The following is a 15078-nucleotide window of genomic DNA, read 5'->3' on the forward strand; positions in this document are numbered from 1 at the left end:
TAAAGCGTAAATATATGATAGTGGCGATCTTACGTTACGATTTATGCAATAACTTTATAGTTACAAAGCAAAAATTCCTAATAAATCAGGGAATTAATCTGGCAGAATAAACTCAGGGTTTTCGATTAATCCGATTACGTTTCCAAAAGGATCGAAGATGCTGCCAACCCAAATTGGCCCACCAACATTGTTAGGTACTTCATGAATCTCGACTTCCAAGTTTTCTAAACGGGTAAAAGTTTCCTTAATATCCTTAACACCCCAATAGGTGATAGAATGATTACCGTTACTAAAGCCAGAATCATCAGGATTTAAACCCAATTCGAAACCACCAACATTGTAGCCAACGTAATAAGGTTCATCAAAATATGGCTCGATTTCAAAAACTTTTTTATACCATTCTTTTGCAGCTTCTAAATCGCCTACGTAATAAACTATGGTTCTTAATCCTTGTAACATGGTTGATTAAATGTTTAAATTGAGTACTCGGTTAATTGTTAGCAAAAGATGTTTAAATAGGATAATTGACAGTTAAACAATTTAACGCTTAACCAATTAACCATCTTTAATGTATCATCTTAAAAACCAGCTCTTTTAAAAGTTCTCCATCCTCTACATTTCCAGTACTGTCTAAGCCTTTGCTTTTTAGGTCATACTCTCGCAATAAGCTCATTACTTGAAAAACTTTTCCGGTATTATAATTTCTGGCCGCTACTTCATAATCCTTTACAAAAAAAGGCGGGATTCCAAGTGCCGATGCAGCCTCAGCTTTATTAGGCAGATAATGGTATCTTAAAATCTTTGTGAAATAACCGCCTAAATTTGCCAAAACCATTACCGTTGGGTTAGCTTTCGGATTGCTCGCGAAATAGTTGATTATTTTATTGCACTTTAAAACATCGCGAATGGCAAGTGCTTTTTGAAGTTCAAAAACATTATATTCTTTACTTATACCTATATTTTTTTGAACCAGATCTGTATTGATAACCACATCCTTCGGAATGTTCAACATCAGCTTTTCGATCTCGTTCGAAATTTTAGATAGATCGGTTCCTAAATATTCAGCCATTAAAGCCGAAGCCTGCTGCTCGATTTTATAACCTTTTTCTTTAACAAAATCTTCAATCCATGGCACCAACTTATAATCACGAACAGGATCTGACTGAAAAATTAAACCGCTTTTGCTTATTGCTTTATAAATCTTTTTGCGTTTATCGAAGTTTGCATATTTGTAAGCCAAAACCAAAATTGTGCTTGGCAAAGGTTTCTCAAAATAGTTTAATACAAATTCTGCCTCTTTACTATTTCCTTCTTCTTTTGCCCATTTTAAATCCTGTGCTTCTTTTACAATGACAACCTGATAATCAGACATCATCGGGTATCGCTTAGCAGCACCCAAAACCGTAGCCATATCCGTATCTTTTCCGTAAAGAACGGTTTGATTAAAGCCCTTTTCAGCATCACTCAATAATTTGTCTTCAATATAATCGGTTACTTGATCGATATAAAAAGATTCTTCGCCATGCAACAAATACACAGGTTTAAACTTTCGGGCTTTAATATCTTTAATAATTTCGGCAGCAGTCATTGCCGTAAAATTACAATTTAGCTTTTAGGATTTAAGCAAATGTTTATAAACAATATTAACTTTGGCTGTTAATAATTGCTACACTGTTTTATTGCTGAATTGTTGACTGAAAACTGCCCATTTAAGATGTTCAAACCAACTCCACTCAATCTTCCGCCCTATCCATTTAAAATTACCCAAAGGGATGATGTAGTTTTCATTTTCGATGAGCTTAGGAAAAAACATTTGGTATTAACTCCAGAAGAATGGGTTCGTCAGCATTTTATTCAAGATCTTATTGCCAGTAAGAAATTCCCTAAAACGCTTATTCAAATTGAGGGTGGTTTGGTTTTAAATCAACTGCAAAAAAGAAGCGATATTTTGGTTTACAATGCTGCAGGCGAAAAATTAATGCTAATCGAATGCAAAGCTCCAAAAGTCAGAATTACGCAATCTGTTTTCGAGCAGGCTTCCAGATATAATTCTATTCATCAAGCCAAGTGGATTGCCCTTACCAATGGTTTACAGCATGTTTTTGCTAAAATGGATCTGGAAAAAGGAAATTTCGTTTTTGTTGAAGAAATGCCAGATTATTTGGATTTGTAATTTGAATCCGTCGTCATTTCAACCAAAGTGGAGAAATCTTTGTAGATCGAATAAAATAGTTCAAAGATTTCTCTGTTTCACTTCGCTTCAGTCGAAATGAGAAATATATAAGTCTTAATTTAGCTTTGACAACTTTCCTAGCGTTGTAGAAAAAAGCTATCAAAACTCTTGATGATACTCTAAACACTATATTCTTTCTTCCAAACTTGCTTATTGCCAGAATAAATGGCTTCATTACACATGGCTACGCAAATGGCAGCTTGTGTACCCGTATTGATATTAGAAGCGGGTTCCTTTTTGGTTATTACCGATTTATAAAATTCTTCTAAAGCATAATTTGTTCCATCCATGGTGGGTTTATCCAAAATTGGGATTCCACCATCTTTATTGACAACAATTTTTGTTGCTCCACTTACGCCATCAACAATGCCCAAATCCTTTTTTGTACTTTCTTCCGGATAGAAAAGACCTGTATTGGTTAAGAGTGAAACTGATCCTTTTGTACCTTTAATTTTGAAAAGATAGCCATCATGTGCATTACCGCAGGTTGCCCCGAAATTGCCAATCATGCCTTTCTCGTTATATCGAAGTACGGCCTGAATGTTGTCATAGGTTTCGCGACCATCTTTAAAAATATCAATTCCACCACAACCCATGATTTCATTGGGCTGAGTTTCGAACGCCCAATTAATAAAATCAATTTGATGAGATAAGAGTTCGGCCGCCAATCCGCCAGAATATTCTTTATACATCCGCCAATTGATTTTTCTTTCTAACGATGGATCAGGAACTGCTCTGCGCCAGTTTCCGTTTCTATCCCAGCGACAATCTATTTGAGAAACTTTACCCAAATAGCCACTTTGAATCATGTCCTTAACCTTGAAATAAAGTGGCGAGTAGCGATATTGATAACCAACCTGAAAAATCTGCTTCGGTCGTTGCTTCACTATCTTTTTCAACTCTAAAGCCTGAGCAATATTATAAGTCATGGTTTTTTCCAGATAAACGTGCTTTCCGGCTAAAACAGCATCTTTGGCAATGTGAAAGTGTTCGCTTAGTGGCGTTGCAATAAAAACAGCATCTATTGTTTTATCATTTAAAATCTGATGATAATCCTTTACTGCCTTTGCATCCGTTGGAACATACTTTTCAGTTTCCTTAAGCCTAAAATCCAGTAGATCGCAATAAGCCTTAATATTAAACTTGGCCGGCATGAATTTAATAACCGAAAGAACACCTTTGCCACGATCACCGCATCCGATCATCGCAACATTTATAACTTCATCAGCATATAAATCAGCTAAAACCTGATGACCAACCAATAAACCGGAACTTAGCAAAGCTGACTTTTTAACAAACGAACGACGATGCATTTATAATGTTTTGATTTTAATGGTTCTAAAATCCACTTTATTTCCATGATCCTGTAGTAGAATGTGGCCTTTTGGTGCTTCACCGAAATTTTTCCAATCTTTATATTTACTAATTGCAACCAGCTTTTTAAACTCTTCAGAACCACGAACGTATTCTAAAACCTTCACGCCGTTTAAGTAATGTTCAACCTTATTATTTGGATAAACAATTAAACGGGCGTTGTTCCAAGTTCCAATTGGGCGAAGATAACGAGGCTCTTTTTTAGCTGTCATTAAATCGTAAAGCGATGCCAGAGTACGGTTTCCATCTCTACCCAATTTCGCATCGGGATGTAAAACATCGTCTAAAACCTGATATTCTAAACCTATTGCAGAACCAGAATTATTTTCGCTCAGGGTTACAAAGTATTTTACGCCGCTATTTGCGCCAGGTGTAAGTTTAAACTCAAAAGACATATCAAAGGCTGCAAATTCTTCTTTGGTTACAATATCACCTCCATTTGTAGATTCTGCACCACCAGAAGGTTCTACACTAATTATCCCATCTGCAATTTTCCAGCCTTTTGCAGGAAAAGCAGTTTTGTAAGCACCAATCCAACCGGCATTACTTTTACCATCGAAAAGCAATTTGTAACCTTCCGATTTTTCGTAGGCAGATAAGGAATTCGGTGTCAAATTAACCGTATAAATTCCCTTTGGGAATGTTTTTGATTTTAATCCCTCGGTTTGGATATTGATGTTTTTGAAATAGACCTTTTTGCCATCATTGCCCAGTTCGTTGCCGATTCCATGAACCTGCAAACCAATAAAGCCCGATTGATCTAAAGTATCGATTACATAAGCAACCGGCGTTCCGTTTACCCAAGTTTTAGTTTCGTTCCCAATACATTCAATTTTATAATGGTTAAACTCATTTTTTTTATATAACGATTTGGCCGAAGGATTTAACTCTAAAGGATACAGCCATAATCTTCTGGCTTCATCATAAACACCGCCTGTCCAAGCTCTTGCTGTTGGATCAATTTCGATTTGTCTTCCAAAGACCAAACCTTTTCCATTGTTGCCTTCTGGTTTAATGTGGCTTCTGGTCTGAATGCCAGAATTGGTGGTTTCTCCTTCTAGTTTTACATCCAATTCGAGTACAAAGTCTCCATATTCCTTTTCAGTAATCAAGAATGAATTTGGTGTACCTTTTGTCATAGTTCCAACAATTGCGCCGTCTTCAACTTTATAAGGTGCAGCGCCTGCTACAGCTTTCCAGCCGGCTAAGGTTTTACCGTCAAATAATGGTTTAGCTTTTTGGGCAAAAGTTGATAAACCGATTAAGGAAAGCGCTAAAATGCAGTATATTTTTATTTTTAACATGGTTGATTTATTGATTCTAAAAATCACCACCTAAGAAACCTTAGATCACTTTAGTATGATTGCTTAGGTTTTCTAAGGTTTCTTAGGTGGTGTATAATTTAATACTTAAAAACTTTTCCGTTTGCTATTACTTCTTGCTTGTTTTCATCAAAAATTGATTTTGCGCCAGTTCTTACCGCTGCATTCGTCATGATATTTGCGATAGAATGCGAATAACCTGCTTCTACCGGAGCATTGGGGGTTTTGCGACTTCTAACACATTCCATCCAATTTCTCATGTGGCCAGAAGTTAAAGGATCGCCACCCATGTTTGCACCTGTTGCAGCTTTTATTTCTGTTTTACTTAAATCGAATTCAGGTAAAAGATTAGCTTTCATACCCATCGCAGAAGCTTCTTGCTGTCTCAATCCTCCTTTAGGAGATACTTTATTGGTTATCAGATTTAACTCTCCTCCATTTGAATAATAAACTTCGCCAACATCGCCAACGCTATTTTGCATTCTTGAAGTAAAGGTAACCTGAAATCCATCTTCAATATTTGGCTGACCATAATCAAAAACCGCAACCATGGAATCCCAGTTTCTGCGGCCATCTTTCCAGGTATAAATTCCACCGTTGGCAACTACACTGCGTGGATGTTTTAAATTGGTAAACCAATGTACGGTATCTATTTGATGCGACATCCATTGTCCCGGCATCCCTGAAGAGTATGGCCAGAATAATCTGTACTCTAAATATTTTCTTGGATCGAAATTTTCGAAAGGGCGGTTTAATAAGAAACGTTTCCAATCTATATCTTCTTCTTTTAATTTAGCTACTAATTCTGGTCTACGCCAACGGCCTGGCTGGTTTACATTCCAAACCAAATCTACCGCTGTAATTGGCTCAAATTTTCCTTCTTGAATATACTTGGCTGCATTTTGATAGTTCTCTCCACTTCTACGTTGCGAACCAATCTGAACAATTCTATCACTTGCCTTAACGGCTTTAAGTGCTGCTTTTGCATCATCCATAGTTTCTGCGAAAGGCTTTTCAACATAAGCATCACAACCACCCTTAACGGCTTCAATTAAATGTAAAGCATGTTGAAAATCTGCTGTACTAATAATAACGGCATCTAAATCTTTGGTGGCATAGAGTTCTTCATTATTTCTGCAGGATTTAATATCATGACCAAATTTTTCCTTTAAATGTGCAATACCCAAGTTTCTACGGTAACTCCATAAATCAGAAAGGCCAAGCACATCAAAGTTCAATTCTTTATTGTGATTTAGGAAACAAGGCAACAATGTGTCTTTAAAACGATCGGAAAAACCAACTACCCCAACACGCACCCGATCGTTAGCACCGATAATTCTGCCATAACTTTTGGCGCTCATGCCCATAGTACCAACATAGGTTGCCGCTGTAAATATTGCCGATTGCTTTATAAATTTTCTTCTGGAATTTTCCATAGAATAAATAGGTTTAGATTAGGTTAGAAAGGCGCATAACATTAAACGATTTATCAACGTTTAACGATCCCAAAATAGGGTTTTTAGTTGAGAGATTTAGTAGGCTTTGGTAACAATTTAGAAACCTCGATGTATGAGAGTTGGGAGAATAAATTAGTATGTTCCGTAAAACCTCACCCTATCAAAGTTGCAAGATCGGCTTATACAGTACAAGTCCCTCTCCTTGAAGAGAGGGAAACAGGGTTTGTGAGTTTAATCTTAGATGCCTTTATTACCGTCCCCAAATCCCTCTCCTCGAGGAGAGGGACAGCACAAGCTCTTATTTAACCACTAACTTTAACAGGGTGAAGTAAACGAAAAAAGCCTTTCGAAATTTAATTCGAGAGGCTTTTTAAAATGAGATTTACACAGAGCTTTATCCCAACATTGCTAAACTCTCTTCTATTATCTTGATTTTAGCTTCAGCATCTGCTTTTTTATTGCGCTCGTTGGCAATAATTTCAGGTTTTGCATTTTGTACGAAACGCTCATTTCCAAGTTTAGCATCAACAGATTTCAAGAAACCTTGCAGGTAAACTAAATCAGCATTTAAGCGGATGCGTTCTGCATCAACATCAATATTTTCTGTTAATGGAATAAAAAATTCGTCTTTACCTGCCATGAAAGCCGTTGCACCGGCAACTTTATCATTTACAATTTCTGCTTCAGAAACGTTAGCCAATTTGAAAACAACGTTCAACCATTTTTCGTAATCTATATCAGAATTAACTTTCAAGCTTAAAGGCAAAGCTTCTTTCGGAGAAATCTGTTTCTGGTTTCGAATATTCCTGATTTCAGCTACAACGGTTTTAATCACCTCTGCATCTTTCAATAATTGCTCATCAATTGCACCACCTTTTGGGAATTCGGCAACAATACAGCAATCCATTTCTCCGCGTTCAGCAAACAAATCATCATGCCATAATTCTTCCGTTAAAAAAGGCATATTCGGATGCAATAACTTGATGATGTTCTCGAAAAATCCAACAGTTGCTTTATAACTTTCAGCATCAATTGGCTGTTGATAAGCAGGTTTAACCATTTCCAGGTACCAGGCACAGAAATCATCCCAAACTAATTTATAGGTCGTCATTAAAGCTTCCGATAAGCGATATTGCTTAAAGTTTGCCTCAATTTCTACCAATGCTTCATTGAAACGATTTTCGAACCATGAAATCGCCTGTGTATTCGGATTTTCTAAATTCTCATCAACTTCCCAACCTTTTACCAAACGGAAAGCATTCCAAATTTTCGATGCGAAATTACGTCCTTGTTCGCAGTAGCTTTCATCAAACATTAAATCATTACCTGCAGGCGATGACATTAACATACCCACGCGAACTGCATCAGCGCCATATTTTTCAATTAATCCAATCGGGTCAGGCGAATTACCTAACGACTTAGACATTTTACGGCCCAATTTATCACGAACAATACCTGTTAAATATACGTTTGTGAATGGTTTTTTACCCATAAACTCATGCCCGGCCATAATCATTCGAGCTACCCAAAAGAATAAAATCTCTGGTGCTGTAACCAAATCATTGGTTGGATAGTAATAATTAATATCCTTATTTTCAGGGTTTTTAAAGCCATCGAAAACAGAAATGGGCCACAACCACGATGAAAACCAGGTATCCATTACATCTTCATCCTGTCTTAAAAAAGGCTCTAATTGATGTTTAAATCCTGCTTTTTCAGTTTCCGAACAGCTTTCATCCAAATGTTTTTTCTTCCAGAATTCTTCTAAAGCTTCATCTTTAGTTTTGGCAACAACCCAATTTCCTTTATCATCGTACCAAGCCGGAATTCGCTGTCCCCACCAAAGCTGACGGGAAATATTCCAATCGCGAACATTTTCCATCCAATGGCGGTATGTATTCTCAAATTTATTTGGAATCAGGTTTACATCACCGTTTAAAACATCATCCAAAGCGGGTTGAGCCATTTCTTTCATCTTTACAAACCATTGCATAGAAAGCTTTGGTTCGATAGCCGCATCGGTACGTTCAGAAAAACCAACCTGCGATTTATAATCTTCAACCTTATCTAAATGACCAGCCTCTTCCAACATTTTGGCAATCTTTTTACGGGCTACAAATCTGTCTTCGCCAACTAAAATAACCGCCAGCTCATTTAAAGTTCCGTCATCATTTAAGATATCGGTTACGGGCAAATTATGTTTAACGCCCAACTCATAATCATTCAAATCATGTGCCGGCGTAACTTTTAAACAACCTGTACCAAATTCAATATCAACATATTCATCCTCAATAACCGGAATTTCGTGATTAACCAACGGTACAAAAACCTTTTTGCCTTTTAAGTATGTAAAACGTTCATCGTTTGGGTTAATACAAATTGCAGCATCCGCCATAATCGTTTCCGGACGCGTAGTTGCCACAACAAGATAGTCGGGAGTCTGAAGCCCGGAGGCCGGAGAATTGGCATCTATATCATCCGACTTTCCGACTTTCTGACTAACAATGTTATATCTTATGTAATATAATTTTTGGTTAACTTCCTTGCGGATAACTTCCTCATCAGAAACTGCCGTTTTACCAGCCGGATCCCAGTTTACCATACGGATGCCGCGATAAATCCAGCCTTTTTTATATAGATGGATAAACGAATCGATAACGGCTTGAGAAAGATCTTCTTCCATTGTAAAACGTGTACGGTCCCAATCGCAACTCGCACCCAGTTTCTTCAATTGCTCTAAAATAATACCACCGTATTTCTCTTTCCATTCCCAGGCATATTTCAAAAATTCTTCACGAGAAAGGTCTTTTTTATTGATGCCCTGCTCTTTTAGCATGGCCACAACTTTTGCTTCTGTAGCAATAGATGCATGATCCGTTCCAGGAACCCAACAAGCATTTTTACCCTGCATACGTGCCTTGCGAATCAAAACATCCTGAATCGTATTGTTCAGCATATGCCCCATGTGCAGCACTCCGGTAACATTTGGTGGCGGAATTACAATGGTGTAAGGCTCACGCTCATCAGGTTCAGAGTGGAAAAACTTTTTGTCTAACCAATAGCTATACCATTTATCTTCAGTTTCTGCAGGATTGTATTTTGTGGAAATGCTCATGAATTGTATTAAAAATTCAAAAATAGCTAATTAAGCTGAAAGGCTAAAAAGAATAAGGATAAAAGAACAAGGAATAAAGATTGACAAACAGAGAAGCTATTCTCATCGTCAACAAACCTTATATTTTATTCGAAGCTATTGTCATGCTGAATTCATTTCAGCATCTTAATTGTGAAATTTAAGGCCCTGAAATAAATCCAGAGTGACGAATTCCTTAATCTAAGAAATGGTTCAATCCAAATCCTCAAAAACATCATCTAGTAACAGCTCAAATCCTGGCAAAACTGATGATGTAATTTTTTCGCTTAGTGTAAATATTTTTGATGGCTGAAATTTACCTAAATCATTCAGAGTGTAAATCAAAATGCTTTGGTCGCTTTGGCTCACTATCCAATATTCCTTTACGCCAAACTCTTCATAAACTTGATATTTGTTTAGTAATTCCTTTTTATTATTGCCAGGAGAAAGAATCTCGACAACTAAATCTGGAGCGCCAATACATCCGCGATCATCCAATTTGCTTTTATCGCAGATTACGCAAATATCTGGCTGAAGAACCGTAAATACATCTTGATCATGCTTACTGCCTTTAGGAAATCGAACATCAAATGGAGCAGAGTAAACCTCACAAGGCTTACCTTTTAAAAAATTAACAATAGGGTTAGTAATTCTTATTGAGATTTTTTGATGTACCCTTGATGGCGCAGGGCTCATTTTAAAGATTTTGCCTTTAATAAGCTCAACCCGATCTTCGAAAAGCCAATTCAAATAATTTGCATAGCTATACGTTAATGATGCATCAATATCATTAAACTGCATAACTGGCCCGTCATGTAAATCGGTTGGATATGGCTTTGGCTCTGACATATTCAAATATACTAAAATTTATAGCAATTAAAATTTCATTTTTTGAATTCTAACAGCATTTAAAATGGCTAAAAAGGCAACTCCCACATCAGCAAAAACGGCTTCCCACATGGTTGCAATACCTCCAGCGCCCAAAATTAGAACCAATGCCTTAACAGCAAAAGCCAATACAATATTCTGAATAACCACGTTCTTTGTAGCCTTACCAATTTTAATCGCAGTTGCAATTTTCGAAGGTTGATCGGTTTGAATGACCACATCTGCTGTTTCAATGGCAGCATCGCTACCCATGGCCCCCATAGCAATTCCAATATCGCTAATGGCCAAAACCGGAGTATCATTAATCCCATCTCCAACGAAAGCAACAATTTTGGTTTTGTCTTTCTTAATTTCTTCGAGCTTTGCAACTTTATCTTCAGGCAATAAATCGCCATAATAAGAATCGATCCTTAAAATACCTGCTACTTTTTTAACAATCGAAGCTTTATCTCCGCTCAACATTACAACTTGCTTTACACCGTTTAAATGAAGTTGTTTAATCGCTTCAGCCGAATCTTCCTTAATTTCATCAGCAATTAAAACATAGCCGGCAAACTTTCCATCAATAGCAAGTACCACAATACTTTCTTCAATGTCTTTTATTTTTGAATCAAAATCTATTTTATATTTTTCTAAAAGCTTGACATTCCCAGCGAGAATCTCCTTACCATTAACAATTCCTTTTAAGCCCATTCCGGCTATTTCTTCAATATTTTCGGCAGGATGAATTTCTTTTTCACCTGCATATTCTACAATAGCTTTAGCAATTGGATGTGTAGACTTTGCCTCAACAGCAGTTAAGAAATTTAAAAATTCTTTTTCATCTATATTGCTTTCGACCTTTTGTACCTTAAAAACACCTTTCGTAAGGGTTCCGGTTTTATCCATCACCACGGTATTAAGCTTGGTAATTAAATCTAAAAAGTTAGATCCCTTAAATAGAATTCCGTTGGCCGATGCGGCGCCGATACCTCCGAAATAACCTAAGGGAATAGAAATTACCAATGCACATGGACAAGAAATAACCAAAAAAACCAGCGAACGATAAAGCCAGGTCTGAAAATTATAATCACTTCCCAAAATTAAAATGGGAATGGTTACCAAAGCCAAGGCTAAAAAGAAAACAATCGGTGTATAAATTTTCGCAAACTTGCGTATAAACAGTTCGGTTTTTGCTTTTCGGGTGGTAGCATTCTGAACCATTTCTAAAATACGAGATAAAGCACTATCTGCAAAAGCCTTTGTTACCTTAATTTCGATAACCTTATCCAAATTTAGCATTCCAGCCAAAACGGTTTCGCCTTTATTAATGGTTTTAGGTTTGCTTTCTCCAGTTAGCGCAGCCGTATTGAAACTGCTTTTTTCAGCAATCAGTTCTCCATCCAATGGAATTTTCTCTCCAGCTTTAATTTGGATGGTTTCTCCAATTTCTACGGCTTCGGGTTTTACGGTTTCATATTTGCCTTTCCTAAAAACATTCGCAATATCGGCCCTTACATCAAGCAAGGCTTTGATATTTCGTTTTGCCCGGTTAACCGCTACCATTTGGAAAAGCTCACCAATGGTATAGAAAAGCATAACCGTAACCCCTTCTGGATATTGCCCGATGCAAAATGCGCCAATTGTAGCGATAGACATTAAAGAAAATTCCGTGAAAAAATCTTTTGCCTTAAAGGTTTCCCAAACCTCCTGCAAAACGGGAATACCAACGGGTAAATAGGCAATTATGTACCAATATGGTCTTACTAGCGCAAAGGCTTCAACCTTGAAAATATTATCAAAAGCAATTCCAATAAGCAACATGGTAAACGTAACAAGCGCTGGCAAATAGGTTTTAAATGCCGAAGGATCTCCGCCATGATTATGGTCGTGTTCTTCGCCCTCTTCATGGCTATGAGAATGGATGTGCTCTTTTTCAGCGTGTTTTTTAATACAGCAACTATCTTCTTTATCGTGGGTATGATTCATTTAAAAATTATTTTTATTGAAAAGCACTAACAGCATCTTTTCGGTTTCTTTTTTCCTGCCATCGTTTCAAGCCCTCACCCGATGAATAATCGGGAGCCCGGATTTTCCACTTTGTCGGACTTGGGTGGCGCAAATAGCAGCACTATCAAAAGTTAATAAACCCGACAAAAGCGATATCCTTTTTGTTTCAATGCCTCAAAACGAATCTAGCAAAGCAATAACAAAAGGGTAAAGCGTATGGCGGGACTTCCTAATGCTATGAAATACTGAACGTTCTATTCCAAAACCTGTATTGGTAAACATGCAATATTTCAAATTTAGCAATTATTCTTAATCATTCTTAATAGCGATTTTTTTAATAGGTACACAATAAATAATGTTAAAAAATGTTAATAGTGTATAAGATTTAAAAATCATGAAGTCTATCAAAACCCTATTCTCGCCATCTGAATTTATAAGACGGCTTGGCTTAGCTAAAATTTATTACTGGTTCTATAAGTAATATTTCTAATATATTGTTTCAGTATCAATTAGTATTTCATAAATTTCGCTATTAAAACTAACTTATTAAGCGAATGAAATACCAAAATTTGAAAAGATATTTTGCTGCACTCGGTATTGTTGCTGCAAGCTTTTCAGCAAATGCACAAGTACCAAAAAAATTCATTGATCCTGCAAACATGGATCTCTCCGTAAAACCCGGTGATGATTTCTATCAATACGCCAGCGGAAACTGGGTAAAAAACAATCCTGTACCAGCTAAAGAAACTCGTTGGGGAAGTTTTAATGAGTTACGCGATTTCAATATTAATGCTGTAAAAACATTGGTAGAAGAAGCTGCTGCCGATAAATCTGCACCGGCAGGTTCTGTTAAGCGCAGAGTTGGCGATTTTTACCGTGCGGCTATGGATAGTGTAACCATAGAAAAACTTGGATATACGCCTATTAAAGCCGACCTCGAAAAAATTAAACAAATTAAGGATATTCCGGGTGTTTTAGACCAAGTAGCTTACATGCGCATCAACGGTATAGGTGGCGGTATGTTTGGTATTGGCGTTGGGCAAGATCGTAAAAACGTTAACAAGTACATGGTTAACATCAGTCAAGGTGGTACAACTTTGCCTGATCGTGATTATTATTTGAAAGACGATACCCGTAGCGTTAAAATTCGAGAAGCGTACAATACTTACATGACTACGCTTTTTACCTTAACAGGAAGTACACCAGATGTTGCTAAACAAAAAGCTGAAACGGTTTTTAAAATCGAGAAAGCTTTTGCGGAAGCACAGATGAGCCGTTTAGAAATGCGTGATCCATACGCTACTTACAACAAACTTACTGTTGCAGAGCTCAATAAAAAGACACCGGATATTAATTGGTCAACTTATTTGCCTAAATTTAAAATTAATGGGCAAGATACGGTGCTGGTATCATCGCCAAAATTTATGGCGAGTTTGGATGGTATGTTAAAATCAGTTTCTGTTGCCGACTGGAAAACTTATTTAGAGTGGAACTTAATTAAAAGTGCATCTTCTAACCTTAGCTCTCCTTTTGTAAAAGCAAGTTTTGCATTTAACCAAGCACAAACCGGCCAAAAAGTGCAAACACCACGTTGGCAAAGGATGTCGTCATTAACTGATGGCACCATTGGCGAATTACTTGGACAGCTTTACGTAGCTAAATATTTTAAGCCTGAAGCAAAAGCCCGCATGAACCAAATGATCGTTAATTTGCGCAAAGCGTTTGAAATTAGAATTAATGGTTTAGAATGGATGAGCGCCGAAACAAAACAAAAAGCATTGGCAAAACTTCATGCGTTTACACCAAAGGTAGGTTATCCGGAAAAATGGAGAAATTATGATGGCTTAACCATTACGCCAACAACTTATTTCCAAAATTTACGTAATGCAAGTGTTTGGGGATATAATGAAAGCGTTAGTCAATTGGGCAAACCGGTAGATCGTACACGTTTCGGAATGACTCCTCCAACAGTTAACGCTTATTATAGCCCTACGTTAAACGAAATTGTTTTCCCTGCCGGAATTTTACAGTTCCCGTTTTTTGATCCAAATGCTGATGATGCAGTAAATTATGGTGGAATTGGTGCAGTTATCGGTCATGAAATGAGCCATGGATTTGATGATAGCGGAAGCCAATATGATGCAGCAGGTAACTTAAAAAACTGGTGGACAGCAGAAGATAAAGCAAAATTTGATGCTAAAACAAAAGCTTTGGGCGAGCAATTTGATGCTTATACTGTTCTGGATACTGTTCATGTTATTGGTAAATTAACCATGGGCGAAAATATTGGAGATTTAGGCGGTTTGAATGCGGCTTATACTGCTTTTAAAATGACTAAGGAAGGCCAAAGCAATGAGAAAATTGATGGATTTACTCCAGATCAACGTTTCTTTCTGGCTTGGGCACAGGTTTGGAGAGGTAATATTTTACCCGAAAGTGCTGCACAATTAATTAAAACCGATCCACATTCTCCTGGTCCGTACCGTACAATTGGTGCACCAGTTAATATGGATGCTTGGTATAAGGCCTTTGATGTTAAACCTGGCGACAAGTTATATAAAAAGCCAGAAGACAGAATAAGAATGTGGTAACTCCCATTGCCATTAGTACATTCATCCCAAGAGGAATATCAAACCTATATTACAAACGTCCCGAATATTCGGGACGTTTTTTTTTATTCAA

The 15078-nt window shown here is 37.1% G+C and carries 10 protein-coding genes; 2 read left to right on the forward strand and 8 right to left on the reverse strand.

Features of this window, described 5'->3' with window-relative positions:
• Positions 1 to 93: 93 nt before the first annotated feature.
• Together DF947_RS12280 and holA are read right to left on the reverse strand one after the other, a co-directional pair.
• Positions 94 to 459 carry a VOC family protein gene (locus DF947_RS12280; RefSeq protein WP_109930192.1) on the reverse strand — a complete coding sequence of 122 codons (366 nt, stop codon included), beginning with the start codon at positions 457 to 459 and terminating at the stop codon, positions 94 to 96.
• Between the two features lie 106 nt (positions 460 to 565).
• The gene (gene holA / locus DF947_RS12285) at positions 566 to 1588 is read right to left on the reverse strand and encodes a DNA polymerase III subunit delta (protein WP_109930194.1); all 1023 of its coding nucleotides are present in this window, start codon (positions 1586 to 1588) and stop codon (positions 566 to 568) included.
• Between the two features lie 126 nt (positions 1589 to 1714).
• On the opposite strand from holA, the gene DF947_RS12290 reads away from it, so the two are divergent.
• Positions 1715 to 2173, forward strand: coding sequence for a type I restriction enzyme HsdR N-terminal domain-containing protein (locus DF947_RS12290; protein ID WP_109930195.1), 459 nt, complete (start codon positions 1715 to 1717; stop codon positions 2171 to 2173).
• A 179-nt stretch (positions 2174 to 2352) separates the two neighbouring features.
• Here DF947_RS12290 and DF947_RS12295 read toward each other — a convergent pair whose 3' ends face one another.
• The 6 genes from DF947_RS12295 to DF947_RS12325 all read right to left on the reverse strand — a co-directional run bounded on the left by DF947_RS12295 (position 2353) and on the right by DF947_RS12325 (position 12375).
• Positions 2353 to 3546 (reverse strand): Gfo/Idh/MocA family protein, encoded by a 1194-nt coding sequence (locus tag DF947_RS12295; protein WP_109930197.1) that lies wholly within the window; start codon positions 3544 to 3546, stop codon positions 2353 to 2355.
• Entirely contained in the window at positions 3547 to 4911 is a 1365-nt protein-coding gene (locus tag DF947_RS12300) for a 3-keto-disaccharide hydrolase (protein ID WP_109930199.1), read from the reverse strand. It lies immediately after the preceding gene.
• Positions 4912 to 5009: 98 nt separating this feature from the next.
• Positions 5010 to 6365, reverse strand: coding sequence for a Gfo/Idh/MocA family protein (locus DF947_RS12305; RefSeq protein ID WP_109930201.1), 1356 nt, complete (start codon positions 6363 to 6365; stop codon positions 5010 to 5012).
• Between the two features lie 415 nt (positions 6366 to 6780).
• A complete protein-coding gene (locus DF947_RS12315) occupies positions 6781 to 9501 on the reverse strand; it encodes a valine--tRNA ligase (RefSeq protein ID WP_109930204.1) in 2721 nt (906 codons plus the stop codon).
• Between the two features lie 231 nt (positions 9502 to 9732).
• Positions 9733 to 10368, reverse strand: coding sequence for a Uma2 family endonuclease (locus DF947_RS12320; protein WP_109930206.1), 636 nt, complete (start codon positions 10366 to 10368; stop codon positions 9733 to 9735).
• A gap of 27 nt (positions 10369 to 10395) precedes the next feature.
• Positions 10396 to 12375, reverse strand: coding sequence for a heavy metal translocating P-type ATPase (locus tag DF947_RS12325; protein WP_167398016.1), 1980 nt, complete (start codon positions 12373 to 12375; stop codon positions 10396 to 10398).
• 575 nt (positions 12376 to 12950) lie between these two features.
• On the opposite strand from DF947_RS12325, the gene DF947_RS12330 reads away from it, so the two are divergent.
• A complete protein-coding gene (locus DF947_RS12330) occupies positions 12951 to 14987 on the forward strand; it encodes a M13 family metallopeptidase (RefSeq protein WP_109930208.1) in 2037 nt (678 codons plus the stop codon).
• The last annotated feature ends 91 nt before the right edge of the window (positions 14988 to 15078 follow it).

Origin of the sequence: Pedobacter paludis (assembly GCF_003173575.1) — a bacterium.
GTDB lineage: Bacteria > Bacteroidota > Bacteroidia > Sphingobacteriales > Sphingobacteriaceae > Pedobacter > Pedobacter paludis.

What these genes read in the sequence shown, in the direction of transcription:
- DF947_RS12305 (WP_109930201.1), bottom strand. Translation starts at nt 6,365, where the DNA reads ATGGAAAATTCCAGAAGAAAATTTATAAAGCAATCGGCAATATTTACA.
- DF947_RS12320 (WP_109930206.1), bottom strand. Translation starts at nt 10,368, where the DNA reads ATGTCAGAGCCAAAGCCATATCCAACCGATTTACATGACGGGCCAGTT.
- DF947_RS12325 (WP_167398016.1), bottom strand. Translation starts at nt 12,375, where the DNA reads ATGAATCATACCCACGATAAAGAAGATAGTTGCTGTATTAAAAAACAC.
- DF947_RS12330 (WP_109930208.1), top strand. Translation starts at nt 12,951, where the DNA reads ATGAAATACCAAAATTTGAAAAGATATTTTGCTGCACTCGGTATTGTT.
- DF947_RS12295 (WP_109930197.1), bottom strand. Translation starts at nt 3,546, where the DNA reads ATGCATCGTCGTTCGTTTGTTAAAAAGTCAGCTTTGCTAAGTTCCGGT.
- DF947_RS12280 (WP_109930192.1), bottom strand. Translation starts at nt 459, where the DNA reads ATGTTACAAGGATTAAGAACCATAGTTTATTACGTAGGCGATTTAGAA.
- DF947_RS12290 (WP_109930195.1), top strand. Translation starts at nt 1,715, where the DNA reads ATGTTCAAACCAACTCCACTCAATCTTCCGCCCTATCCATTTAAAATT.
- DF947_RS12300 (WP_109930199.1), bottom strand. Translation starts at nt 4,911, where the DNA reads ATGTTAAAAATAAAAATATACTGCATTTTAGCGCTTTCCTTAATCGGT.
- DF947_RS12315 (WP_109930204.1), bottom strand. Translation starts at nt 9,501, where the DNA reads ATGAGCATTTCCACAAAATACAATCCTGCAGAAACTGAAGATAAATGG.
- holA (WP_109930194.1), bottom strand. Translation starts at nt 1,588, where the DNA reads ATGACTGCTGCCGAAATTATTAAAGATATTAAAGCCCGAAAGTTTAAA.